Source organism: Frankia sp. R82, from assembly GCF_023716925.1.
Classification (GTDB): domain Bacteria; phylum Actinomycetota; class Actinomycetes; order Frankiales; family Frankiaceae; genus Frankia.
This window is the reverse complement of record NZ_JAMQQG010000321.1, coordinates 1-23,703: the sequence shown is the minus strand read 5'-3', so window position 1 is coordinate 23,703 and position 23,703 is coordinate 1. Positions and strand designations below refer to the sequence as shown.

The following is a 23,703-nucleotide window of genomic DNA, read 5'->3' as shown; positions in this document are numbered from 1 at the left end:
GGGTCCGTCCGCGGCGGCGACCCGCTCGACCAGCCGGGCGGCCACCGCCCGCAGCGCGGCGTCCGAGTGGGCGCTGAGCACCCAGGGCAGCACCTGCTCGTCGGCCGGTGTCGCGGTCGGTTCGTCGGCGTCGGCCGGCTGCGCGGGCATCTGGCCGGGCGAATCGGCCTGCACGGCGGGCTCGGGGGGGTCGGCCGGGTCGGGCACGTCGGCCGGGGCGAAGGCGTCGGCCGGGTCGGCCTGCTCGAGGATGAGGTGGGCGTTGGTGCCGCTGATGCCGAAGGCGGAGACGGCGGCGCGCCGGGGGCGGTCGTCGGTGGCCGGCCAGTCGGTGCTGTCGGTGAGCAGGGCGACGGCGCCGGTGGTCCAGTCGACGTGCGGGCTGGGGGCGTCGACGTGCAGCGTCTTCGGCAGCCGGCCGCGCCGCAGCGCCTCGACCATCTTGATCACGCCGGTGACGCCGGCGGCGGCCTGGGTGTGGCCGATGTTGGACTTCACCGAGCCCAGGTGCAGGGGACGTTCGTCCGGCCGGTGCTGGCCGTAGGTGGCGAGCAGGGCCTGGGCCTCGATGGGGTCGCCCAGGGTGGTGCCGGTGCCGTGCGCCTCGACGGCGTCGATGTCGGCGGCGGTGAGGTCGGCCGCGGCCAGCGCGGCGCGGATGACCCGCTGCTGGGACGGGCCGTTCGGCGCGGTCAGCCCATTGGACGCCCCGTCGGAGTTCACCGCGCTGCCCCGCACCACGGCGAGGATCGGATGGCCGTGGCGGCGGGCGTCGGACAGGCGCTCGAGCAGCACCATGCCGACACCCTCGGCCCAGGCGGTGCCGTCGGCGGCGGCGGCGAACGGCTTGCAGCGGCCGTCGGGGGCAAGGCCGCGCTGGCGGGAGAACTCGGTGAACATGCCCGGCGTCGGCATCACGGCGACGCCGCCGGCCAACGCCAGGGTGCACTCGCCGCCGCGCAGCGCCTGGCTGGCCAGGTGGATCGCGACCAGCGAGGACGAGCAGGCGGTGTCGACGGTGACCGCTGGCCCCTCCAGCCCGAGGGTGTAGGCGACCCGCCCGGAGGCGACCGAGGTCAGGCTGCCGGTCAGGACGTACCCGCCGTACCCGTCCGGGGCCTCCACCAGCCGGGTGCCGTAGTCGTGCGGGGTGACGCCGGCGAACACACCGGTGGCGCTGCCGCGCAGCGAGTGCGGGTCGAGGCCGGCCCGTTCCAGGGTCTCCCAGGCCGTCTCCAGCAGCAGGCGCTGCTGCGGGTCCATCGCGGTGGCCTCGCGCGGGGAGATGCCGAAGAACTCCGCGTCGAAGGTGTCCGCGTCGTGCAGGAAACCACCCTCGCGGGTGTAGGACGTGCCCGGCCGGCGCAGCTGCGGATCATGCAGGGCGGCCAGATCCCAGCCCCGGTTCGTCGGGAACGGACCGACCGCGTCCACCTCGCCCACCAGCAGATCCCAGAGGTCCTCGGGGCTGTGGGCGTCACCGGGCCAGCGGCCCGCGCTCGCCACGATCGCGATCGGCTCGTCGGATCGCCACGGGGTGGTGGACCGACCGGTGCCGCCCGCGGCGGCGTCCCCGGTGTCGGAGCCGGCGGTGGCGTCGGCCAGGTAGGCGGCCAGCCGGCGCGGCGTCGGCTGGTCGAAGGTCACCGTGCTGGGCAGTGCCACCCCGGTCGCCGCGGCCAGCCGGTCGCGGAACTCCACCGCGCTCACCGAGTCGAAGCCGAGATCGGCGAACGTGCTGTCCGGCGGCACACTGCCGGCGGTGTGCCCGAGCACGATCGCCAGGGTCGAGCCGATCACGTCGAGCAGCACCCGCCGTGCCTCGGACCCGGACACCCGCGCAGCCTCAGGGACCCGGGCGCCACCGACGTCCGCGTTGCTCAGACCGGTACCGCCCAGCCCGGCAGGGCGCGGTTCCACGGTGGACGGTGCCACGGTGGACGGGCCGGGGGCGGCCACGGCCGACCCGGGGCGCGCGACGCCCGGGAGCTCCGGGAGGTCCAGGACGAACGGGCGTCGCTGGAACGGATAGGTGGGCAGCGCGACCCGCCGGGCCTCGGCGGGCAACAGCGCCGGCCAGTCGACCTCGACGCCGGCGACGTGCGCCTCGGCCACCGACCGCAGCAGTCGGGACGGCCCGCCGTCGTCGCGGCGCAACGTCCCGACCGCGGTCACCGCCACGCCCTCGGCCTCGGCGATCGCCCGGATCCCGCCGACCAGCACCGGATGCGGGCTCGCCTCGACGAACGTGCGGTGACCGGCGGCCAGCGCGGCCCGCACGGCCGCGTCGAACCGGACGGTCCGGCGCAGGTTGGTGTACCAGTAGTCGGCATCCAGGTGCGCGGTGTCGAACACCGCACCGGTCACGGTGGAGAAGAAGGTGATCTCGGTGGTCTGCCCGCCGACGCCGTCCAACCGGTCGAGCAGTGCGTCGCGCAGCGCTTCGACCTGGGGGGAGTGCGAGGCGTAGTCCACCGGGATGCGACGTACGTCCACGCCCTGCCGCGCGTAGGCCGCCAGCAGCGCGTCGAGCGCGTTCGGATCCCCGGCGACCACGGTGGACGACGGTCCGTTGACCGCCGCGACCGCGAGCGGACCCGACGCATCGGACGGCCCCTGACCGCCGAGCTGCGCGAGCCGCTCGAGCACCGTGGCCGCCGGCAGCGGCACCGAGGCCATCCCCCCGTGGCCCGCCGCGACCTCGGCGAGCACCCGACTGCGCCGGGCGACGACGGCCGCGGCATCGGAAAGGGAGAGGGCCCCGGCGACCCAGGCGGCGGCGATCTCACCCTGCGAGTGCCCGATCACCGCATCCGGATGGACCCCGGCGGCGCGCCACAGCGCCGCAAGACCCGTCATCACCGCGAACAGCGCCGGCTGCACCACGTCCACCCGGTCCAGCGCCGGCGCTCCGGTGGCCTCGGTGAGCACCTCGGTGAGGGACCAGTCGACGTGCGGGCCGAGCGCGTCCGCGCAGGCGGCGATGTGCGCCGCGAACACCGGCGAGGTCGCCAGCAGATCCCGGGCCATCCCCGCCCACTGCGATCCCTGCCCGGGCAGCACGAGGACGACGCCGCCCGACGTGTGGGCACCACCCGGCGCCGCGGTCACCAGCTCGGCGGCCTGCTCGCCGTCGCGCAACCGGGCCAGCCCGGCCAGCAGCGCCGCGGGCTCGGCACCCACGACGACCGCCCGCCGTTCGAACGACGTGCGGGTCGTGGCCAGGGAGAACCCGACGTCCGCGGGACGGGCGTCCGGTGCTCCTGGGAGACGGGCGGTCTGTGCTCCTGCGAGACGGGCGTTCTGTGCTCCTTGGAGCAGGTCGTACAGCCGGCCGGCCTGGTCCCGCAGCGCCGCGTCACTGCGCGCCGACAGCGGCCAGAACACGGTCGGGTCCACCAGCGCGCGAACTGCGGGGCCGACACCGTTCGCCGTGGTGATGACGTCCCCGCCGGGCACCTCGTCACTGGACGTCCCACCGCTGGACGTCTCGACGACAGGGGTCTCGGTGGGCGCCTCGCCCACGACGAGGTGACAGTTGGTGCCGCCCATCCCGAACGAGCTGACCCCGGCGAGCAGGGGCCGGTCCGCCGCTGGCCAGGGGCCGTGGGTGGTGTGCACCCGAAGCCGCAGCCCGTCGAAGTCGATGTCGGGGTTGGGGGTGGCGAAGTTCAGACTCGGCGGGAGCTCGCGATGGGCGATCGCGAGGACCGTCCGGAGCAGGCCGACGATGCCGCTGGCCCCCTCCAGGTGCCCGACGTTGGTCTTCGCCGAGCCGACCAGCAGGGGCGCACCGGCCGGCCGGTCGCCGCCGTAGGTCGCACCCAGCGCCGCGGCCTCGATCGGGTCGCCCACCCGGGTGCCGGTCCCGTGCAGCTCCACATACTGGATCTCGCCGGGCTCGACCCCCGCGGCCTGCGCGGCCTCGCGCAGCACCCGGGTCTGGGCGGCGGCGCTGGGTCGGGTCAGACCGTCGGTCGCACCATCACTGTTGACCGCCCCACCGCGGATTACCGCGAGGATCCGGTCGCCGTCGGCCCGAGCGGACGTCAGTCGCTTGAGCAGGACCAGGCCGCCGCCCTCGCCGCGCACATAGCCGTCGGCCCGGGCGTCGAAGGTGAAGCACCGGCCGGTGACCGACAGCGCGCCGAACCGGTCGGCGGCCACGGTGCTCTCCGGCGCGAGGTTGAGCTGCACCCCGCCGGCGAGCGCGAGATCGCACTCGCCGCGCTGCAGGCTCTGGGCCGCAAGATGCACCGCGACCAGTGACGAGGCCTGGGCCGCATCGACGGTGAGACTGGGGCCGTGCAGGTCCAGAACGTAGGAGACGCGGTTCGCGATGATCCCGCGGTTCTGCCCGGTCAACGAGTGCCGGGTGAGCGCGTTCGCACCGGCCCGCAGCACCCCCGTGGCATGGTCGCTACCGATCGCCCCGACGAAGACTCCGGTGCGGCTGCCGGCGAGGCTGTGCGCCCGGTACCCGGCGGCCTCGATCCCCTCCCAGGCGAGTTCCAGGACGAGCCGCTGCTGGGGGTCGAGTTCGGCGGCCTCTCGCGGGGCGATACCGAAGAACTCCGGGTCGAAGCCGTACACGTCGGCCAGGGGCGCGGCGAACGGGGCGCCGATGCGTGCCGGCACCGCCGGACCGGCCACCACCGCGTCCCCGCCCGAGCGCAGCAGCTGCCAGAACGCCGACGGATCGGGTGCCGACGGGAGTCGACAGGCCAGCCCGACAATCGCGATCGGCTCGGCGGGGAGCCGTCGCGAGCCGGTTCCGTCGGTTTCCCGGATTGATCCACTGCGCATCGCTGGACTGCTCCTCGTCGTGAACGATCAGAGCTCGACGTCGCTCATTCGAACTGCACGCTTCTCGGGATGAGAATCAGCCTAGATGGCCGGGCTGTGGACTCGCTTTGGAGTCGCTAAAGGATCGGTTTGGTGTTGCTGACCGATGACTGGTTCCTTGCCGGATGCGGCGGAGCGACGATCTCGCGGCGGACGGTAATGCTATGGTGGCGGGACTTCGGGATATCGATCCCGTCGGTCGCCGGATCCGGGTCGCGCGCTGGCGGCTGGTTTCCGGATTCTTTTACACCTGGATGTTCGAGGGTCGTCCGTCCGGTGTTCCGACCCTGTCCGTCGGCCGTGGGCCGGCGTTTCCGGAGGAACGCATGAAGTTTTTCTCGTTCCATCTCATGCCCTGGCCGTATCTCCCGGCGGACTATTCCGGTTCCGCCTGGATCACCGTTCCGAACGAGCTCTACGATCCGCCGCGCGGTCGTGACCTGTACAACCGGTATCTCGACGAGCTGGAGTACGCCGAACAGGTCGGTTTCGACGGGCTGGTGGTCAACGAGCACCACCAGACGGCCTACGGGTCGATGCCGAGCCCCAACCTGTTCGCCGCGATGCTCGCCCGCCGCACCTCCCGGGCGAAGATCGCGGTCATCGGCAACGCACTGCCGTTGTACGACCCGCCGACCAGGGTCGCCGAGGAGTTCGCCGTGCTCGACGTCGTCACCGGCGGACGGCTGATCGCGGGCATGGTGGTCGGCGGGGGGCCGGAGTACTACTCGTCCGGAATCAATCCCGCCCAGGCCCGGGGGCGGTTTGCCGAGGCCCTCGACCTGGTTCTGCAGGCCTGGACCCGGCCGGGCCCGTTCGAGTTCCACGGCGAGTACTACCAGATCCCGAAGGTCAACACGTGGCCCAGGCCACTCCAGCAGCCGCATCCGCCGGTGTGGATTCCGGGGATGGGCTCCAGGGAGACCATGGAACTGGTGGCGGCCCGCGGCTTCTCCTACGTCGGGCTGCCGTTCTTTCATATCTCGGTGTTCGAGCGCAACTACGCGGAGTTCCGTCGTGTCTGGCTCGAGGCCGGCCGCGAACCGGCACCGGAGAACCTCGGTCTACTGCTGCCGATCTATGTGGCCGAGACGGACGCGCGGGCCCGCGCCGAGTTCGAGGAACACCTTTGGTATTTCGCCCACCGGCTGTTGAACGGAGTGCAGATCGTGCCACCCGGATATCAAAGTGTGCCCTCGGCGGTGCGCCTCATGGACAACGCCTCGAAGTACCTGCTGAACGTGCCCGACTGGGAGACGGTCGAGGCCGGCTCCTATGCGATCGTGGGTAGTCCGGAAACGGTCACCCAGAAACTGACCGATCACATTCACCGGCTGGGGGCGGGTAATCTGCTCGGCCTGTTCCAGCTGGGTACCCTGCCGGCGGAGCTGACCCGGGCCAACCTGACCCTGTTCGCCGAACAGGTGATGCCGACGTTGCGCAAGGAGTTCGCCGCCGGCCCGGTCTGGCCGGAGGTGACCGCATGACCGACGCTCTGGTGGGTGCAGCTGATCTGCCGGCTGCGGCCGGACCGGCCCGGCGCGCCGTGGTGGAGTTCCTCGAGGTCGACGGCACCCGGATCCGGGTGACCCGGCTCGGGACCGGCCTCCCGCTCGTCTACCTGCACTCGGCGTTCGGCGAGGTGGGTGAGCTGCCCCTGTTCACCGCCCTGGCCGCGGCCGGTTTCGAGGTCGTCGCGCCCGAGCTGCCCGGCTTCGGCCAGTCCGATCCGATCACGGCCTGGCGCAGCATCGCCGACGTGGTCTTCACCCTGCGGCGCATCCTCGACCGCCTCGAGGTGGCGCCCGCGGTGCTGGTGGGCAGCTCGCTGGGCGGCTGGCTGGCGGCGGAGATCGCGGTCTGGTTCCCCGAGCGGGTGCGCCAGCTGGCACTGCTCGCCCCGGTCGGGCTGCGGATCGACGGCGCCCCCGTCTTCGAGATCTTCGGCGCGCAGGACGCGGACCTGCTCCCGCGGCTGCTGGCCCGGCCCGGCGACCTCCCGCGTCATCTCGCCCCCGCGCTGGCCATGGCAGGAAACGCCGCGGGTACCGGCAGCGCCGGCCGCAGCGGGGTCGCCGGCCGCAGTGGGGTCAGCGGTGGCAGCGGTGGCAGCGGTGCCGACCCGCTCGCGTTGCCCCTGCACCTGTTCCGGGCGATGGAGGCGACCGCGCGGATCGGCTGGAACCCCTACCTGAGCGATCCCGCGCTCGCCGGCCGGCTCGGCCTCGTCACGGCGCCGACCCTGGTCGTCCGCGGTGACCTGGACGGCATCCTGCCCGCGGCGCATGCGGCGGCGTATGCGGCGGCGATCCCGGGCACCCGTCTGGTGGAACTGCCCGGTGCCGGCCACCTGCCGGCACTCGAACAGCCAGCCGAGATCGCCCGCCTGATCTCCGCGCACCACCACTCGTAGCAGCCCCATCGTCCGGGCCGATGATCCCGGCTGGCCACCTGATCCACAGATGGTTGGCGTGGACGTAGCCGCTGCGGCGTCCACCGCACCAGCCGACAATCGACATGCCCGGGATTGCCTCTGGCTCGGAGCCGTTCGGGGTCGTGACGCCGCGTCATCACCTGCCACGGACGGCAATGCCATCCCCGCCGGCACGCCCCGCAACCGGGCCCCAGGCAAGATCCGCCTACGCGGGTCGTCGTGGGGGCATAAGCGTCAGAGGTGGCCGTCCGGGCATGCAACGCGCGTTGGTGCTGTCCGACTGGTGCCTACAGCGGGATGTTGCCGTGCCGGCCGCGGCGGGCGGGTGCGGTGGCGAGGGCCGCGGCGAGACGACGGCGGGTGTCGCGGGGTTCGATGACGGCGTCGATGACGCCGATCGAGACTCCCCGGTCCACCCCGCCCGCCTTGCGGGTGTGCTCCTCGACGAGCTGGCTGCGCAGCGCCGGCAGCTCGTCCTCGGTGGCGGCGGCGAGCGTCCGTCGGTGCAGGATGTTGACCGCCGCCTCGGCGCCCATCACCGCCACCTCGGCCTGTGGCCAGGCCAGTACGGCGGTGGCGCCCAGCGACCGGGAGTTCATCGCGATGTACGCGCCGCCGAACGACTTGCGGGTCACCAGGGTTACCCGCGGCACGGTGGCCTCCGCGAACGCGTAGAGCAGCTTGGCTCCGCGGCGCACCACCCCGTCCCATTCCTGTGCGACGCCGGGCAGGTACCCCGGGACGTCGACGAGGACCACCAACGGAACACCGAACGAATCGCACATCCGCACGAAGCGGGAGATCTTCTCGGCGCTGAGCGAATCCAGGCACCCGCCCTTGCGGATCGGGTTGTTCGCGATGACCCCGACCGGCCGGCCATACAGCCGGCCGAGGCCGACGACGGCGTTCGCCGCCCAGCGGGCCTGTAGCTCCTCGAACGGATGCGGACCCTCGTCCAGGATCCGCAGCACCAGCGGTCGCACGTCGTAGGCCCGCCGGAGTCGCTCCGGAAGCAGGCTCTGCGGATCCGGTCGCTTGTCCTCGCCCGGGTCGACGTCAAGGCCAAGCCCGGTGCTGCCAGCAACGCCGGTGGCGCCATCACGGCCGGTGCCGCCAGGCAGGCCGGAGCCGGCCTCGAGGTCGGGGTCGAGGCCGGCCAGGCGAGCGTCCGTGGCGGCGAAACCCTGCGCGCCGGCGAGCAGCCCGGTGATCCGCCGAGCGCGGGCCAGCGCGTCACTCTCCGAGGTGGCCAGCACGTGCACGACACCCGAGCGGCGCCCGTGCGCCTCGGCGCCGCCCAGGCCCTCCTGGTCGATCTGCTCACCGGTGACGCTGCGCACGACGTCCGGACCGGTGACGAAGACCCGTCCCTCCGGCGCCATGATGACGACGTCGGTCAGCGCCGGGCCGTAGGCCGCTCCGCCTGCCGCCGGTCCCAGCACCACCGAGATCTGCGGGATGCGGCCGGAGGCGTGGATCATCGCGGCGAAGATGCGGCCGATGCCGTCGAGCGAGGCCACCCCCTCGGTGAGGTTCGCCCCGCCGGAGTGCCACAGCCCGATGACGGGCCGCCCCAGATGGACCGCCGTCTCGATGGCAGCGACGATCTCTGCCGCGCCAGCCGCGCCGAGCGCGCCGCCCATCCGGGTCCCGTCGGTGCAGAAGGCGACGGCCACCGTGCCGTCGATCCGCCCGCGGCCGGTCACGACCCGGCTGCCGGCGACGATCTCGTCCAGCTCGAGGGTGCCGGGATCGAACAGGTGGGAAAGTCGGCGCTGCGGACTGCGGACGTCCTGCTCCGGCACGCTCACCCGTACCGGTGCGCTGCTTGCGGTCTCCGCCATGATGCCCCTCACCGCCCGGTCCTGCCCGCACGGGGCAGGGCCGAACTGGACTGTCGCGCAGGCGCGGTGTGGGGCGCCTCCCGCGGTGCCGGTCGTCTGGTCAACGGCTCCGATGATGGTGGGGTGACCTTTCATCTCCCTTGTGGATGGCTCAACCCGCCTGGTCGGCTCGCGGCTCCCGCCTGGTCAGCACCCGGTACCCGGTACCCGGCACCCGGCGCCCGTTCGTGGCCGCTGGGCACGGATGGGTCTATCCGTGGGGGAAACCAAGGGCACGGGCCGCGTCGAGGGGCGTCGCCTGGGTCCACAGGCGCTCGTGGTTGGCCATCGAGGACAGTGAGCGTGGTTCGGCCCGGTCCAGGTAGAGCACGCCGTGCAGGTGATCGGTCTCGTGCTGGGCGATCCGGGCGGGCCAGCCGGTGAGCTCGCGCTCGTAGGCGTTGCCGTGCCGGTCGAGCGCGTCGAGGCGGACCTGGTGCTGCCGCGCGACGACCGCCGTGTAGCCGACGACACTCAGGCAGCCCTCGTAGAAGGAACGCCGGGCCGTCCCGATCGGGGTGAGTACCGGGTTGACCAGGTCGAAGGCGGCCAGCGGCGGGCGTTCCCGTACCTCGGCGACCTCCGCCGGCACGGCGGCGGGATCGGAGATCACGGCCAGCGCGAGCGGGATGCCGATCTGCGGTGCGGCCAGCCCGACTCCCCGGTCGGGCAGGTAGGCCCGCATCGCGTCGAGCAGCCGGTGCAGGAGGTCGGCGGGAAGCTGCCCGTCGTAGCGCGCGGCCGGCCGGCGCAGCACCGGCTCGCCGGCCTGCACGATCGCCCAGGGCTGTGGCGCCGCCAGCACCTCGTGAACCAGTTCCTCGAGCCGCCCGTCCGGCACCACTGTGTTCTCGTGATCCGCTCCGGCCGTCATCGGCCTATTTCACCATCCGGTGGCGCCGGGCTCCGCTGTCACGCCGTGGTACGCCCGACCACGCCGTACATGCTGACCTGCGCGTTGGTGACCTCGTCCCCGAGGGTGTCGTCGGGGTGCCAGCGATGCAGGGCGACGATGCCGGGGTCCACCAGATCGAGGCCGGTGAACAGCCGGGCGATCTCGTCCCGGGAGCGGCTCTGTAGCGGGATGCCGCGGTTGCGGTAGGCCTGGGCTCCGAGTTCGCCGCCCGGGGGATCGAAGTCGCCGGTGCCGTGGGTGAGGACGAGGTAGCTGCCCGCCGGCAGGGCTGCGAGCAGGCGGCGGACGATGTGGTGGGGGTTCTGGTCGTCCGGGAGGAAGTGCAGGACGGCGATCAGCGAGACGGCGACGGGCCGGGTCAGGTCCAGGGTGTCGCGCACCTCGGCTGAGGCAAGGATGGCCCCGACATCGCGCAGGTCGGCGTCGAGGTAGGCGGTGGCACCGCCCGGCGTGCCGGTGAGCAGGGCGCGGGCGTGGGCGAGCACGATCGGATCATCGTCGCAGTAGACGACCCGGGCGTCCGGTGCCACCGCCTGGGCGACCTCGTGCACATTGGGCGAGGTGGGGATGCCGGAGCCGAGATCGAGGAACTGGCGGATGCCCGCCTCGGCCGCCAGGTACCGCACGGCGCGGGTCATGAACGCGCGGTTGTGCCGGGCGGCGACCTGCAGGTCCGGAAAGCCCGCCATGGCCTGCGCCGCAGCCTCCCGGTCGGCGGCGAAGTTCTCCGTGCCGCCGAGCAGGTAGTTGTAGATCCGGGCCGAGTGCGGCCGATCGGTGCTCAGGTCCACCCGCTGGTCCGGGCGGTCGCCACGTGTCTCCTGCGACGACGGGATGCTGGTGGACGGCGGCCCGCCGCTGTCGGTCACGACATGCTCCTACTCCCGAGCCCGTCCGTTGCCCCCGTGAGGTCAGTTCATCACTCTTGCGTACCGCGACGGTTTCGGCCAGCGGTAAGGATGACGTGCCGCGCTGGACTGCGGTGACGACGTCTCGATGACTCGTCAACTTCAGGTTGACGCTCGAGGTGTCGTCAACCTATGGTTGACGCATGAGTGAAGCTGTGAAGATCGCCCCGACCATCCGTCTCGACGACCTGATCCACGCGATCCGTTCCGCGCACACCGATGCCCTCGACCAGCTCGCCAACGCCGTCCTGCTCGCCGAGCACCTGGACGAGGTGGCCGACCACCTGATCGGCCACTTCGTCGATCAGGCCCGTCACTCCGGCGCGTCCTGGACCGACATCGGTCGCAGCCTCGGGGTCACCAAGCAGGCCGCACAGAAGCGGTTCGTGGCCAGAGGCTCCGCCGATCCGGCGGATTTCCAGGGCGCCGGCCCGTTCGGCCGGTTCACCCCACGGGCCCGCAGCGTCGTGGTCGCGGCCCAGAACGCCGCGCACGCGGCCGGCAACGACCACATCGCCCTGGTGCACCTCGTGCTGGGTCTGCTGGACCAGTCCGAGTCCCTCGCCGTGCGCGTTCTGCGAGCTCAGGGCGTCGAGCCTGACGTGCTGCTGGCCGCGGCCACCGCCGCGCTGCCGGCACGGGCCGAGACCGTGCCGGCCCTCGTCCCGTTCGACGCCGCGGCGAAGAAGGCGCTGGAGCTGACCGTCCGGGAGGCGCTGCGGCTGGGTCACAACTACGTGGGTACGGAGCATCTCCTGCTTGCGCTGCTCGCCGTCGAGGACGGCACCGGCGTGCTCAGCAGCGCCGGGGTCGAGCGGGCCGCCGTCGAGACCCGCATCGCCGAGCTACTGGCCGCGATCGTCGCGCAGACCCCGGATGCATCCGATGCAGCCGATGGCTAGAAACGGGTGATGCCGATGGCGGGTGCGGATGATCCGGTGTCGAACTGCCTCCTCTGCACCCCCGTCCGTCGATCCACCCGCCGGCCGGGACGGGGCGGGGCGCAGTCCGGGACGGGGACGGGCGTCGGCCACATCCGGGCACGGGAGGTGTCCCGTGCCCGGGCCAGCGGATGGGGGAGGATCACCGGGTGACCGAGCGTTCCGAGTCGTTCCCCGGGCCCGCACCCGATTCTGCCGAGACCCTCTCGGGTGCCGAGCCGCCGCCGGGCGCCGCCCCGGCGGCGGGTGTCGAGCCCGCGTGGGGCGCGATCGGCGCGCGCAACCCGGACTGGCTGGGGTGGGTGCGGGAGCTGTACTCCATCGCCCAGTCCGGCCTGACGTACTGCGAGAACCCGTACGACCTGGAGCGTTTCGAGCAGCTCCACCAGCTTGCCGGGCAGATCGCGGCCCGGTGCGCGGCGGTCGACGTGCCGGTGGCCGAGGGCATCTTCGCCGGTGAGGTCGGCTACCGCACGCCCAAGGTGGACGTGCGCGGGGTGCTCTTCGACGCCGACCGGATCCTGCTCGTGCGGGAGAGGTCGGACGGCGGCTGGTCGCTGCCCGGCGGCTGGGCGGATGTCGGGCTCACCCCGTCCGAGGTCGTCGTCAAGGAGATCCGGGAGGAGGCGGGGCTCGTCGCCGAGCCGGTACGGCTGCTCGGGGTCCTGGACAAGCGGCGCCACGCCCATCCGCCCTATCCCAACGACACCTACAAGATCTTCGTTCGGTGCCGGGTGGTGGGTGGTGTCGCCAGCGGCGGGCTGGAGACGTCCGACGTCGGCTGGTTCGCGCGCGACGAGCTGCCGCCGCTGTCCACCCAGCGGACCACGACGAACCAGCTGGCGATGATGTTCGCCTTCCTCGACGACCCGGGCGCGCCGGCCCTGCTCGACTGACGGCCCTGCTCGACTGGCGGCGCTGCTCGACTGGCGGTCCTGCTCGACTGACGGTCCTGCTCAGGCGAACAGGCCGCTGGCCCAGAAGTCCCTGTCGTCGCGGACGCCGGGGGGAATCGCGAACACCGCGCTCGAGGTGTGCTGGATGTACTCGTTGAGGGCGTCCGAGCGGGCGAGGCGACGCTGCACGGGGATGAAGCCGGTGCGCGGGTCGCGCTGGAAGGCGATGAAGAACAGGCCCGCGTCGAGCTGACCGGTCTCCTGGCTGACGCCGTCGGTGTAGGAGTAGCCGCGGCGCAGCAACGTCACGCCGTTGTTGGTGGCCGGCGCGGCCAGGCGGATGTGGGCGTCCTCGCCGATGACGAGCTCGCCGTCCGCGCCCCGGGCGGTCAGCGGCACGGTGTCGAACTCCTCGGCAGCGCCCAGCGGCGCACCGGAGCCCTTCGTCCGGCCGAAGACGTTCTCCTGATCGAGCAGGTAGTCGCGGTCCCATGCCTCCAGCAGCATCCGGATGCGGCGGGTGACAACATAGGTGCCGCCGCGCATCCAGGCCTGGTCGCCGTCGGCGCCGACCCAGACGAACCTGTTCAGGCGGGCGGTGTCCTCCCGTTTGATGTTGTTGGTGCCGTCCTTGAAGCCCATCAGGTTGCGTGGCGTGGCCTGACCGTCGCTGGTGGTGCTGGTTCGGCCGAAGCCGAGCTGGAACCAGCGCAGCACGGCGGTGCCCTGGGCGAGGCGGCGCAGGTTGCGCACGGCGTGGAAGGCGACCTGCGGATCGTCCGCGCAGGCCTGGATGCACAGATCGCCGTGGCTGCGCTGCGGGTCGAGGTTGTCGCGCGGCATGGCCGGGATGTCGACGAGGGCCGCCGGGCGCCGCGCGGCCAGGCCGAACCGGTCGTCGAACAGGCTCGGCCCGACCCCGAAGGTTATGGTCAGGTTTCCCGCGGTGAGGCCGATCGCCTCTCCGGTGTCCCGGGGCGGCGACTGCGGCGCGGCCTCGTCGTCGGCGACGGCCTGGCCGGCAGCCATCCGGGCCGCCGCCGCGCTCCAGCCGACCAGCAGATCGCGCAGCGCGGCGCGATCCACCCCGACGGAGACGTCGAAGGCGGCGAAGGCGAGTCGGTCCTGCGCATCGGTGATGATCCCGGCCTGGCGCGCGCCGTGAAAGGGCACCAGGCCAGGCGGGGGCGACGAGGAGTCCGCCGACAACCCGTCGTCGGAACAGCCCGCCACCGCCGCGGCGCCCGCGACCCCCGCCCCGGCGAGCCCCGCGGCGCCGAACAGCGCTCGCCGACGGGACACGGTGAACCGCTCGACCATGACCTGCTCCTGTTCGTGCCGGGCCGAACGTGTCACCGTCCGGCCCCTGGCCTGTTGCTGCGACATCCGCCGACGACCGTCGGCCAGCCGACCGGGCTGGCCGACGGTCGGGCTAGCTGACGACGATGCCGGCCACCTGGGACAGCGGCTCGGCGAGTGCGTCCACCGCCTGGGACAGGGTGCGACGCTGCGGCTCGGTCACCGAGTCATAGGACACGTAGCCGTCGCCCTGCCGGTACGGCTTGAGCGCCTGGTACATGGCGGTGAACCGGGTGCGCACCGTGGTCGCGAGCTTGGGGTCGAGCGTCCTGAGGGCCGGCTCCAGCAGGCTGAACGCCTTGTCGGCACCCTCGACGTTGCCCTGCATGTCGAGCAGGTCGAGCTTGCTGTAGCGCTCCTCCTCGCCGGTGATCTTCGACTGGCCGACCTCGTTGAGCAGCTCGGTGGCGCCGTTGGCGATCTGCGCGGGCTGGAAGGAGACCGTCGCCACCAGCGAGTTCAGCTTGCCGACGTCGGTGTTGAGCTGGTCGGCGACCGTGCCCAGGCCCGCGATCGACCTGTCGGCGAAGATCGCCTTTTCCAGGCGGTGGAAGCCGGTCCAGGTCGCCGGGTCGGGTGCGTCGTCGGCGCGGGCGTCGATCGCCGGGTCGAGGTCACCGAAGGACTCGGCCACCGGCTCGATCCGCTCGTAGTTCAGCCGGGGCGCCCCGTACAGCGTGGCGGCCTGGTCGAGGTCGCCGGCCTTCACCGCGGCGACGAACGTGCCGGTGTTCTTCACCAGCTCCGCCACCTGCTGGCGGACGTAGGTGGCATACCCGGTGGTGGCGGTGGTCAGCGCCGTGGTGACCGCGGGGCTCAGCGTCGAGGCCGGGGCGGCGCTCGACGCCGCGGTCACGGCGAAGTCCACCTTCTCCGGGCCGGAGCCACCGGGGCAGTACAGCTGGTAGCGACCCTCCTTGACGTTCAGCGAGAACGTCCCGGAAAGCCCGGGCGCAATGTTCTCCTTCTCGCCGAGGATGGTGTCGCCCTTCATCAGCTCGGCTTCGGTGACCGCGCCCGTGTCCTTGTTCACCACCTTGAAGGTGACCGGGCCCGCCGGGATGCTCGACACGCTGGGCGAACAGCCCTTGGAGGTCAGGGTGATGGTGACAGTCCGCTTTTCGCCGGACCCTGACCCGCCGGAACTGCCGGAATCACTTCCCCCGCAGGCGACGGCGCCCGTCGCGATGACTACGGCGATGGCGCTGTACGCGACTGGTGCGCGACGCACGTGGTGCCCCTATCTCGTTCGTCCACTGGTGCAATGGTTACCGTTGATCGGCTGTGCACGATCGACCGGCTGTTTACAGCTGTGGTGTCAGGTGACGTGGTGTCAGGTGACGCGGGGTGCGGTATTCGGGGAGCCGGCGGTGCTGACCGGCGATTCGGCGGCCGGGGGCCGGGTGGTCGGCCGCCGCCGCGCCGGCCAGGTGACGTACAGCAGCAGCGGCACCAGATAGACGAGCCAGGCGACCACCTCGGCGACCACCGGGCGCGGCTGCAGCCCCAGCACACCGGTGAGGACGCTGGCCAGCACCGTGCCGGGGCGCACCAGCCAGCTCAGGTCGACCGCGCGACCCTGGCCGACGTCGAGCCAGCCCGCCTCGTGCCCGGTGTGCGCGGCCGTGGCCAACAGGCCCGCGGCGATGACGACCAGGACGATGCCGGTGACCCGGAAGAAGCGGGCCAGATTGATGCGGACCCCACCGCGGTAGATGCCGAAACCGATGATCACTGCGACCAGCACTCCGAGCAGCGCGCCACCGCCGGCCGTGGCGGCGTTGTCGCTCGCGTTGAAGGCGGCGATGAGGAACACCGCGGTCTCGAACCCCTCGCGCAGCACGGCGAGGAAGGCCATCAACACCAGTGCCTGGGTGGAGCCCTTCTCCAGGGCCGACTCGGTGGCCGACTCGAGTGAGGCGCGCAGGTCACGGGAATGCCGGCGCATCCAGACGATCATGTAGGTGACCATCGCGACCGCGATGAGCCCGATGACCGTCTCCAGGCCCTCCTGCTCGCGCTGGGGCAGCTCGTGGTCCAGCACGTGCAGCCCGATCCCGACCGCGATGCACAGCAGCAGGGCGAGACCCACGCCGAGCCAGACCTGGCGCAGCGCGTCCCGGCGGTCGCGCTGGCGGAGGAAGGCGGCCACGATCCCGACGATCAGTGCGGCTTCCAGGCCCTCGCGGAGTCCGATCACAAATGTGGGAAGCACGGGCCTCCATCCGTCGTCGCCTGCGGGGTGGTCTGTCGATAGCGAAGTTCTGCGGTTAACCTCAGCTAAGTTAGGGCAACCTAAAGCGGTTGGCAAGAAGTCCTTCGCTCACTCTCGAGACCCGTTTGGTCACTGGCTTCGCGGTCGGCATCCCGGTCGGCGCGGCAGACCTCCCGGGGCGACTGCCGGGATCGACTGCCGGGATCGGTTGCCGCTCGGCGGGATCGGTCGGCGCCGCCGCGTCGCCGGCCAGCACTGCCGACTTCCCTACCGGCCGGGTCGGGAAGATGGACGGCGATGGTGCTGGCCCTGGCACTTGTCGGGAATCACAGTGCCGGCGGCGGTGGCCGCATCCGCCCGGCGGGCACCGCCGACCGGGGTCGGGTGACCGGCGTCCCGGCGAGTGGGTCCGTCGTGGCGCACCGCCGGGCTCCGACCGGACTCCGGACGGACTCCGACGCTGGCAGCGGACCCGCTGTTGCGTCAGAAAATAGCAGTATCGTCCGTAAATGCTGTTTCTGAGGTCAGAAACGACCGTGGATGAGGGTCCTCGGGCGTCCTCTGTGGCGGGTGTCGACGGTGGTGTGTCGTTCTCGCCGCGTCGCCGCCATCGGGCGGCAGTCACGCTCGGGCCATCTGTTGGAGTCGACGGGTAATCCCGTCCGGTAGCTGTGAACGCGCGTTGATGAGTGCTGCAGATGTCAACGAAATTAACCCGTTGTCTCGTGTATTGCAGCGGATTCCCATCTTCACGTGGGCGCGCGTACCCTTCGCCGGTATACGGCGGTGAACCGCTGGCGGGATGGCGCATTTCGTGGTCGGGTATCGGAGATGCCCCCGCTCGCGCGGTCGGCTTCGTGGCTGGTCGTCTGGCCTTCGATCCTGTGCCAGATGATGATGTACGGGAATGGGGATCGTGAGAGTCCCCGGATGACGGGCGGGCGTGGATCTCATGGCAGAGCACGATTCGGGGCATGCGGTCGGGGCGCAGCGGCGCGGGAGGGGTCGGGGATCAGGATGGGTCGGCGCGGGAGCGAGAGCGTGCCCACCGTGACCGAGCCGAGTGTGAGCGGGACGCTCCCGCCGATGGCGCGGCCCTTCGCGGCCGCCGGCGCACTCTTCTTCGACCAGGCCCAGCGGGTGCTGCTGGTCGAACCGTCCTACAAGCCCGGCTGGGACATTCCGGGCGGCTTCGTCGAACCCGGCGAGTCGCCGTACGCGGCCTGCGTGCGGGAGGTCGAGGAGGAACTCGGCATCACCCCGCCGATCGGCGAGCTGTTGGCCGTCGACTGGGCCCCCCGCCCGCGCGACGGTTGGCTCGAGGGCGAGATGCTGCTGTTCGTCTTCGATGGCGGCCTGCTCGCGGACGACTGGCGGGCCCGCATCCACCTCGACATGGACGAGCTCGTCAACTTCGCCTTCGTGTCGATCGGTGAGGTGGGTGCCCTGCTGCCGCCGCTGCACGCCCGGCGGGTCACCGCGGCCGCCCGGCTGCGGGGCACCTCCCGTCGGGCCGGCTATCTCGAGTACGGCGACGAGCGCCCCGCCCCGGACGCGCTCCGTCCGCCCGACGACACCGCCGTCACGTCCAGGCTGGGGTGACGTCCAGGCTGGGGTGACCGGCCGCCAGTCCGGGTAGACGTGGTCATCCGGCACACTTCACGACTCTGTGGAACCATTTCGGTACCTGGAGTTATGAAGTTGGACGCGTCTCCCGGCCCGGCCACGGCCCGTGGCGTGTCCCGATGCAGGGGAGGCCGCGTGCGTAGGTATCTGGCCGAAGGAATCGGAACGTTCGTCCTGGTCTTCGGCGGCGTGGGGACGGCGGTGCTGGCCGGCGACGTGATGGGCACCCTGGGGGTCGCCCTGGCCTTCGGGCTGGCGCTGCTGGTGCTGGTGTACGTGATCGGTCCGATCTCGGGCTGTCACGTGAACCCGGCCGTGACCCTGGGGCTGGCGTTGTGTCGCAAGATCGAGCCACGGCACGCGGTCGGCTACGTCGTGGCCCAGTGCCTCGGGGGCATCCTCGCCGCGGCCACGGTGTGGCTGCTCGCCGACTCGGGCCCGTTCGGGTACTCGGCCGGCACCCGGGGGCTGGGGGCCAACGGCTACGGCGCCCACTCGCCGGGCGGCTTCGGGCTGGGCGGGGTGTTCCTCGTCGAGGTGTTGCTCACCGCACTGCTGGTGTTCACCGTGCTCGGTGCGACCGACGTGCGGGCGCCGTTCGGGTTCGCGGGCCTGGCGATCGGCCTGGTGCTCACCCTGTGCAACCTGATCAGCATTCCGATGGACGGAACGTCGGTGAACCCGGCCCGCTCGCTCGGCCCGGCCGTGTTCGTCGGCGACTGGGCGCTCGGGCAGCTGTGGCTGTTCGTCGTGGCGCCCCTGCTCGGTGCGGGCCTGGCCGCCGCCGGCTACCTGGGCCTGCGTCCGGGCCCGCGGATCAGTGCGTCCACCGCGGAACGCGACCTGCCGCAGGAGTCGTTGCGGCGGATCGCCCAGGAGACCGCCCGGCTCATCCGCGGGGGAGTCGAGTAGCACCACGGTGCCGATCCAGCCGTACGCACCTACCAATCGATCAGTAGGTTTGGGGGTACGGCGACAACCGGGCGTACCGGATCCGGACGTGCTGGATCCGGACGTGCTGGATCGGAGAGTGAGCACCAGGATGCTCGAGCAGGCGTCCCCACCGACCCGCGGGTCGGGAGCCACGAGATCACCGGAAACCGGAACCACCCGGTCACCGGCGGATCCGCGGTCACCGGGGGACACGCGATCACGCATCCTCGCCGTTGCCAGCACTCTGTTCGGCGAACGGGGCTATGCCGGCACGTCGGTGCGGGACATCTCCGGATGCCTCGGTCTCACCAAGGCGGCGCTCTACCACCACTTCCCGTCGAAGGAGACCATCCTCGACGCGCTGCTCGAACCGTTCATGCTGGAGCTCGGGCGGCTGGCGGACCTGGTGCGCCAGACGCCACCGCCGAGCCCCGACCTGGTGATCGAGCGGATCGCCGAGGTGATGACGGGCGCCGGTGGGACGCTGCTCCTCCTGGTCGACGATCCCTCGATCATCCACCGGCGGATCGGTGAGCGGGACATGCTCTCGCTGCGGTGCATGCTCGTGCGGGTGCTGGCCGGGCCGGAGCCGTCGAGCGCCCGCCTGCTGCGCGCCCACTGCGCGATTGGCGCCCTGAAGGCCGGCATCATGCAGGGGGCCCTCGAACGGGCGATCGGCGGGCCGGCTGGCGCCTCGCCTGCGGCCCTGCGCCTGGTCACCAGCGAGGAACGGCGCGAGATCGTGGCGGCCGCCCTCGCGGCGCTCGGCAGCGAGGACCCCGCCCCCGGCCGGCCACCGGCGTAGGTCGGGATTCGGCCGGGCGCCGAAAGCCGGATCCCGATGATCGGCGACCGAAACCGTCAGGGTAACCACCCGGGGTAGTCCATCTGCCGGATGGTGTGGACGACAAGGCGACCGTCGGATATCGGTAATCAGGTGGATCGACTGGGTATCCGTTCGGGGGTCCCCTCGCCGGGGTAGCCACCGAACGTGCCGGAGTTGTCGTAGCGTTCGCCACATCCGGCCCATCGGCAGGCGGGAAGGGAGGTGATGTGTCGGATATCACGGAGCCTGGATTTACTGGTCGATGGCTCGCCCGTCGTGTTCGGTAAATCGTCGCTTTCGGTCGTCTTTGTGTCGGGCGGTAGGGTGTTGTCGTGTGGAGGATGGATCACTGCTGGGACGATGCTCGGCCGGACCGTCCTGCCTGCGTTGCCGGCCTGCTCGTCGCGGTGGGGAAGGCGTTCCGAATGTGCGCGGTTCCCGGATGGTCGAGGTTGCCGGGCCCGTTCGGGCCGGGGCGGCGACACGTCGTCGTCCGCTGCGGCCACGGGGCTGTGCTGCCCGTTTGGGCCGGTCGGGTACCGGTTCGTCCGCGCCCCGGCCGTCGCGGAATTCCATCCGCCGCAATGCGGTGAGAAATCACCGTAATAATCTGCCCATGAAGTGGTCGGTCTGTTCCTCGGAAGATCCCGAAACCGTCATGCGCCTGTTGAACAGGTCACGCACCCGGCCTTGACGGGGGTCACCTCCCGCCCGGAGAGGTATCACCCGGTAGTGAGTGTGATAGGGAGTGCGGAGTCACCCGCGGGGTTCCACCCACCCGATGTCGCCCATCTGACCATGGACGATCCGGCGATCGGACGGTGGAATGGAGGGGGCGGTCGACGCGCTCGCGCGGCGCTGCCGGTCCACCGTGGTCCGGAGTTCGACAGTTGATATCGAGTAGCTGTTCCGGTCGGTCAGGTCCCATGCCGGGGGCCACCATGACGATCCGGCAGATGAGTTCGCGCGATCGAACCACCTCGCGACGCGGGGCGAGATGAGTGGGGAAAGTAGTAGGTGACGTGCAACCAGTGCCCGCGGGGGAGAACTGCGTGAAAGGAACGACCGGAAGTGGTGTGTCATGAGCACACGGTCCCGGCCTGCTTTCCGTGACGGAGGGTTGACCGTTCTCGCCAACCGGGTCGCGCGTACCGGCGCGACCACACCGGCCTGGCCGCCGCGCACGGCGGTCATCACTGGCGCCTCGAGTGGCATCGGCCGGGAGACCGCGCTGCTGCTGGCCGCCGGTGGGTGTCGTTCGCTGCTTGTCGGCCGCAACGGCGCCGCCCTGGATGAGGTGGCAGCCGCCACCGAGAGTCACCGCATCGCCGTCGACCTGACCGCCGCCGGGTCGGAGCTCAGCGTGGCCTCCCGGGCCACCGAGCTACTCGGTGAGGTCGACCTGGTGGTGTGCTCGGCGGGGCTTGGCGCCGCCGGCCCGTTCGACACCATGTCGCCCGACGCGATCGCGCAGCTTGTCGCGGTCAACGTCCTGTCGCCAATGGCGCTGGTCAGGGCCATGCTACCGGCCATGCTCGACAGAGGGCACGGCCGCATCCTGATCGTCGGCAGCATCGCCGGATCCCTCGGGGTGCGGGGCGAGGTCGCCTACTCCGCCACGAAGGCGGCGATGGTCGGCTTCACCGACGCGCTGCGGGCCGAAGTCGGGCGGCGCGGCATTTCGGTGACGCTCTGTATACCAGGTGTGGTGGACACGCCGTTCTTCAACCGGCGTGGGGCGCCCTACGTGCGTCGCTGGCCGCGTCCGATCCCGCCGGCGCTCGTCGCCGAGCGGATGCTCGCGGCGACCGGGAAGGGACGCGCCGAGGTCTGGACGCCCGGGTGGCTGCGGGGTGCCGTCCGGATCCACGACGTGGCCCCGTCGATGTACCGGGGGCTGGCCGGGGTGTTCGGATGAGCCGCCGGCGCCCGACCGCCCGGGGGGCCCGTCCCGCTCCGGCCGCCCACCTGGTCGACTATCGGCGCTGACCCTCGATAGTCCGAGTCGCGGCGCCGGTCACGGCGTTCGCGCAGTCCCGATCCGGCACACCGCGCCCGGAGTGCGGACCGTCATCGAAGGAGAGGCGCATGACCGCTCTCGACGCCCCAACCGGACCACCCCGCACGGCTGCGCCGACGCGCACGACCGGACTGACCACGTCCGCCGACCAGCTGCTGCTCGCCGCGCCGGCGGAGAACTTCCCGGTCTCCCCGATCGTTCTGCCCGCGGCCGTGCGCACCCACTTCAACGCGCTGTACGCCTACTGCCGCTTCGTCGACAACCTGGGCGACGAGGCCGAGGGCGACCGGCTGGCCCTGCTGGACCGCCTCGCCGCCGACCTCGCCGTGATTTGGGCCGGCGGCGAGCCGGAGCTGCCCGTGCTGCGCCGGCTCGCCCCGACGGTGCGGGCCTGCGACCTGCCGGCCGAGCCGTTCGAGCGGCTGGTCGAGGCCAACCGGGTCGACCAGCTGGTCACCCGGTACGAGACGTTCGACGACCTGGTGCATTACTGCACGCTGTCGGCTGATCCGGTCGGGCGGATGGTGCTCGGCGTGTTCGGCCTGGCCACCCCCGACCGGGTCGTGCTCTCCGACCGGGTCTGCACCGCGCTGCAGCTGGTCGAGCACTGGCAGGACGTCGCCGAGGACCTGGCCGCGGGGCGGATCTACCTGCCGCGGGAGGACCTGGACGCCTTCGGGGTGACCGAGGACGACCTGCGCGCCCCGCACGCCGGCCCCGCCGTGCGGCATCTGATGGCCTTCGAGGTGACCCGGGCCCGCGCGGTGATCGACGCCGGTGCACCGCTGGTGTCGATGGTGCCGGGCCGGTTGCGCCTGGCCCTGGCCGGCTTCGTCGGTGGCGGCCGGTCCGCCCTGGACGCGATCCGGCGGGCCGACTACGACGTGCTCGGTGGCCCGCCGAAGGCGCCGAAGCCGAGGATGGCCGGCTCCGTGCTGGTCGCCCTGGCCCGTTCCGCCGCCCGTGGCTCCGGTGCCGCGGCCCGCACCGCCGCCGCGGTGGCCAGCGCTACCAGCGCTGGCGGCCTGCCATCCCGACCGTCGGCGCCCGGCGCCGCGCGATCCGCTGCCACCGGGGGGAGCCGATGAGCACCGAACTACCGCACACCGTCCGCCGGCCAACCGTCCTCGAGGCCTACGCCTCCTGCGAGGCGCTGACCCGCGAGGCGGCCCGCAACTTCTCCTACGGCATCCGTCTGCTGCCGCCGGACAAGCGCGGTGCACTGTCCGCCGTCTACGCCCTGTCACGCCGGCTGGACGACATCGGTGACGGCGACCTGCCCGATGCCGAGAAGCTCGCCGGCCTCGCCGAGGTCCGGGCCGAGGTGAACGACCTGGGTGAGAACAGTTCCGACGACCCGGTCTACATCGCGCTGGCCGATGCCGCCCGCCGCTTCCCGATCCCGTTGGAGGCGTTCATCGAGCTTGCCGACGGGGTCGAGAGCGACGTCCACGGCACGACGTACGAGACGTTCGACGACATGGTCGGCTACTGCCGCCTGGTCGCCGGCACCATCGGCCGGCTGTCGCTGGGTATCTTCGGCACCGAGCGGGCCGCGGCCGACCGCGGCGCCCCCGCCGTCGCCGACGCCCTCGGCGTGGCGCTGCAGCAGACCAACATCCTGCGCGACGTCCGCGAGGACCTGCTCGGCGGCCGGATCTACCTGCCCGGCCAGGAGCTGAAGGACTTCGGCGTCGACCTCACCGTGGACGCCAGCGGACGCCTGGGCGGCCCGGAGGTGGCCCTGCTGGGGTACCTCCGGTTCGCCGCGCAGCGGGCCGAGGACTGGTACGAGCGCGGCATGGTGCTGCTCGACCTGCTCGACCGGCGCATGCTCGCGGCGACCGGGTGGTCGGCTGGGCGTCCCGCTTCGATGCGATTGCCGAGCTCGTTGTCACCGC

The 23,703-nt window shown here is 71.9% G+C and carries 17 protein-coding genes; 10 read left to right on the top strand and 7 right to left on the bottom strand.

Going from position 1 to position 23,703, the window contains the following annotated elements; translation table 11 throughout:
* The coding region (locus ND747_RS26510) for a type I polyketide synthase (RefSeq protein WP_251736994.1) at window positions 1–4,806 on the bottom strand (4,806 nt) is incomplete at its 3' end.
* Window positions 4,807–5,009: 203 nt separating this feature from the next.
* On the opposite strand from ND747_RS26510, the gene ND747_RS26505 reads away from it, so the two are divergent.
* Complete coding sequence (locus ND747_RS26505; protein ID WP_251736993.1) at window positions 5,010–6,332, top strand: LLM class flavin-dependent oxidoreductase; 1,323 nt, start codon at window positions 5,010–5,012, stop codon at window positions 6,330–6,332.
* Window positions 6,329–7,258: an alpha/beta fold hydrolase gene (locus ND747_RS26500; protein ID WP_251736992.1), complete on the top strand. Its 930-nt coding sequence runs from the start codon at window positions 6,329–6,331 to the stop codon at window positions 7,256–7,258. The genes ND747_RS26505 and ND747_RS26500 overlap by 4 nt, the downstream gene beginning before the upstream one ends.
* Window positions 7,259–7,566: 308 nt before the next feature.
* On the opposite strand, the gene ND747_RS26495 is transcribed toward ND747_RS26500, so the two are convergent.
* The 3 genes from ND747_RS26495 to ND747_RS26485 form a co-directional block, all read right to left on the bottom strand.
* A complete protein-coding gene (locus tag ND747_RS26495; protein WP_251736991.1) occupies window positions 7,567–9,123 on the bottom strand; it encodes an acyl-CoA carboxylase subunit beta in 1,557 nt (518 codons plus the stop codon).
* A gap of 250 nt (window positions 9,124–9,373) precedes the next feature.
* Window positions 9,374–10,036, bottom strand: a complete 663-nt coding sequence (locus tag ND747_RS26490; protein ID WP_251736990.1) for a peptide deformylase — start codon at window positions 10,034–10,036, stop codon at window positions 9,374–9,376.
* A 38-nt stretch (window positions 10,037–10,074) separates the two neighbouring features.
* A complete protein-coding gene (locus ND747_RS26485; RefSeq protein WP_251736995.1) occupies window positions 10,075–10,914 on the bottom strand; it encodes an SAM-dependent methyltransferase in 840 nt (279 codons plus the stop codon).
* 215 nt (window positions 10,915–11,129) lie between these two features.
* On the opposite strand from ND747_RS26485, the gene ND747_RS26480 reads away from it, so the two are divergent.
* Window positions 11,130–11,888 carry a Clp protease N-terminal domain-containing protein gene (locus tag ND747_RS26480; protein ID WP_251736989.1) on the top strand — a complete coding sequence of 253 codons (759 nt, stop codon included), beginning with the start codon at window positions 11,130–11,132 and terminating at the stop codon, window positions 11,886–11,888.
* Window positions 11,889–12,076: 188 nt separating this feature from the next.
* Window positions 12,077–12,823, top strand: a complete 747-nt coding sequence (locus ND747_RS26475; RefSeq protein ID WP_251736988.1) for an NUDIX hydrolase — start codon at window positions 12,077–12,079, stop codon at window positions 12,821–12,823.
* Window positions 12,824–12,883: 60 nt separating this feature from the next.
* Here the strand turns inward: ND747_RS26475 and efeB are convergent, their stop codons facing one another.
* The 3 genes from efeB to efeU form a co-directional block, all read right to left on the bottom strand.
* Window positions 12,884–14,143: an iron uptake transporter deferrochelatase/peroxidase subunit gene (gene efeB, locus ND747_RS26470; RefSeq protein WP_251736987.1), complete on the bottom strand. Its 1,260-nt coding sequence runs from the start codon at window positions 14,141–14,143 to the stop codon at window positions 12,884–12,886.
* A 112-nt stretch (window positions 14,144–14,255) separates the two neighbouring features.
* Window positions 14,256–15,413, bottom strand: a complete 1,158-nt coding sequence (gene efeO, locus ND747_RS26465) for an iron uptake system protein EfeO (protein WP_251736986.1) — start codon at window positions 15,411–15,413, stop codon at window positions 14,256–14,258.
* Window positions 15,414–15,515: 102 nt separating this feature from the next.
* On the bottom strand, window positions 15,516–16,397 hold the full coding sequence (gene efeU, locus ND747_RS26460; RefSeq protein ID WP_251736985.1) for an iron uptake transporter permease EfeU: 882 nt from the start codon (window positions 16,395–16,397) through the stop codon (window positions 15,516–15,518).
* A 1,050-nt stretch (window positions 16,398–17,447) separates the two neighbouring features.
* Here efeU and ND747_RS26455 point away from each other — a divergent pair.
* From ND747_RS26455 to ND747_RS26430, 6 genes are all read left to right on the top strand, one after another.
* On the top strand, window positions 17,448–17,999 hold the full coding sequence (locus ND747_RS26455) for an NUDIX hydrolase (protein WP_251736984.1): 552 nt from the start codon (window positions 17,448–17,450) through the stop codon (window positions 17,997–17,999).
* A 99-nt stretch (window positions 18,000–18,098) separates the two neighbouring features.
* A complete protein-coding gene (locus tag ND747_RS26450; RefSeq protein WP_374216330.1) occupies window positions 18,099–18,935 on the top strand; it encodes an aquaporin in 837 nt (278 codons plus the stop codon).
* 118 nt (window positions 18,936–19,053) lie between these two features.
* Complete coding sequence (locus tag ND747_RS26445) at window positions 19,054–19,761, top strand: TetR/AcrR family transcriptional regulator (RefSeq protein ID WP_251736982.1); 708 nt, start codon at window positions 19,054–19,056, stop codon at window positions 19,759–19,761.
* Between the two features lie 1,102 nt (window positions 19,762–20,863).
* Window positions 20,864–21,700, top strand: coding sequence for an SDR family oxidoreductase (locus tag ND747_RS26440; protein WP_251736981.1), 837 nt, complete (start codon window positions 20,864–20,866; stop codon window positions 21,698–21,700).
* Window positions 21,701–21,870: 170 nt separating this feature from the next.
* On the top strand, window positions 21,871–22,890 hold the full coding sequence (hpnC, locus tag ND747_RS26435; protein WP_251736980.1) for a squalene synthase HpnC: 1,020 nt from the start codon (window positions 21,871–21,873) through the stop codon (window positions 22,888–22,890).
* Window positions 22,887–23,703 (top strand): squalene/phytoene synthase family protein (locus tag ND747_RS26430; RefSeq protein ID WP_251736979.1); only part of this gene is annotated, 817 nt, incomplete at its 3' end. The genes hpnC and ND747_RS26430, both read left to right, overlap by 4 nt.

Coding starts and splice junctions, on each gene's coding strand:
- ND747_RS26505 (WP_251736993.1), top strand. CDS start 5,010: ATGGTGGCGGGACTTCGGGATATCGATCCCGTCGGTCGCCGGATCCGG.
- ND747_RS26500 (WP_251736992.1), top strand. CDS start 6,329: ATGACCGACGCTCTGGTGGGTGCAGCTGATCTGCCGGCTGCGGCCGGA.
- ND747_RS26495 (WP_251736991.1), bottom strand. CDS start 9,123: ATGGCGGAGACCGCAAGCAGCGCACCGGTACGGGTGAGCGTGCCGGAG.
- ND747_RS26490 (WP_251736990.1), bottom strand. CDS start 10,036: ATGACGGCCGGAGCGGATCACGAGAACACAGTGGTGCCGGACGGGCGG.
- ND747_RS26480 (WP_251736989.1), top strand. CDS start 11,130: ATGAGTGAAGCTGTGAAGATCGCCCCGACCATCCGTCTCGACGACCTG.
- efeB (WP_251736987.1), bottom strand. CDS start 14,143: ATGGTCGAGCGGTTCACCGTGTCCCGTCGGCGAGCGCTGTTCGGCGCC.
- ND747_RS26440 (WP_251736981.1), top strand. CDS start 20,864: ATGAGCACACGGTCCCGGCCTGCTTTCCGTGACGGAGGGTTGACCGTT.
- hpnC (WP_251736980.1), top strand. CDS start 21,871: ATGACCGCTCTCGACGCCCCAACCGGACCACCCCGCACGGCTGCGCCG.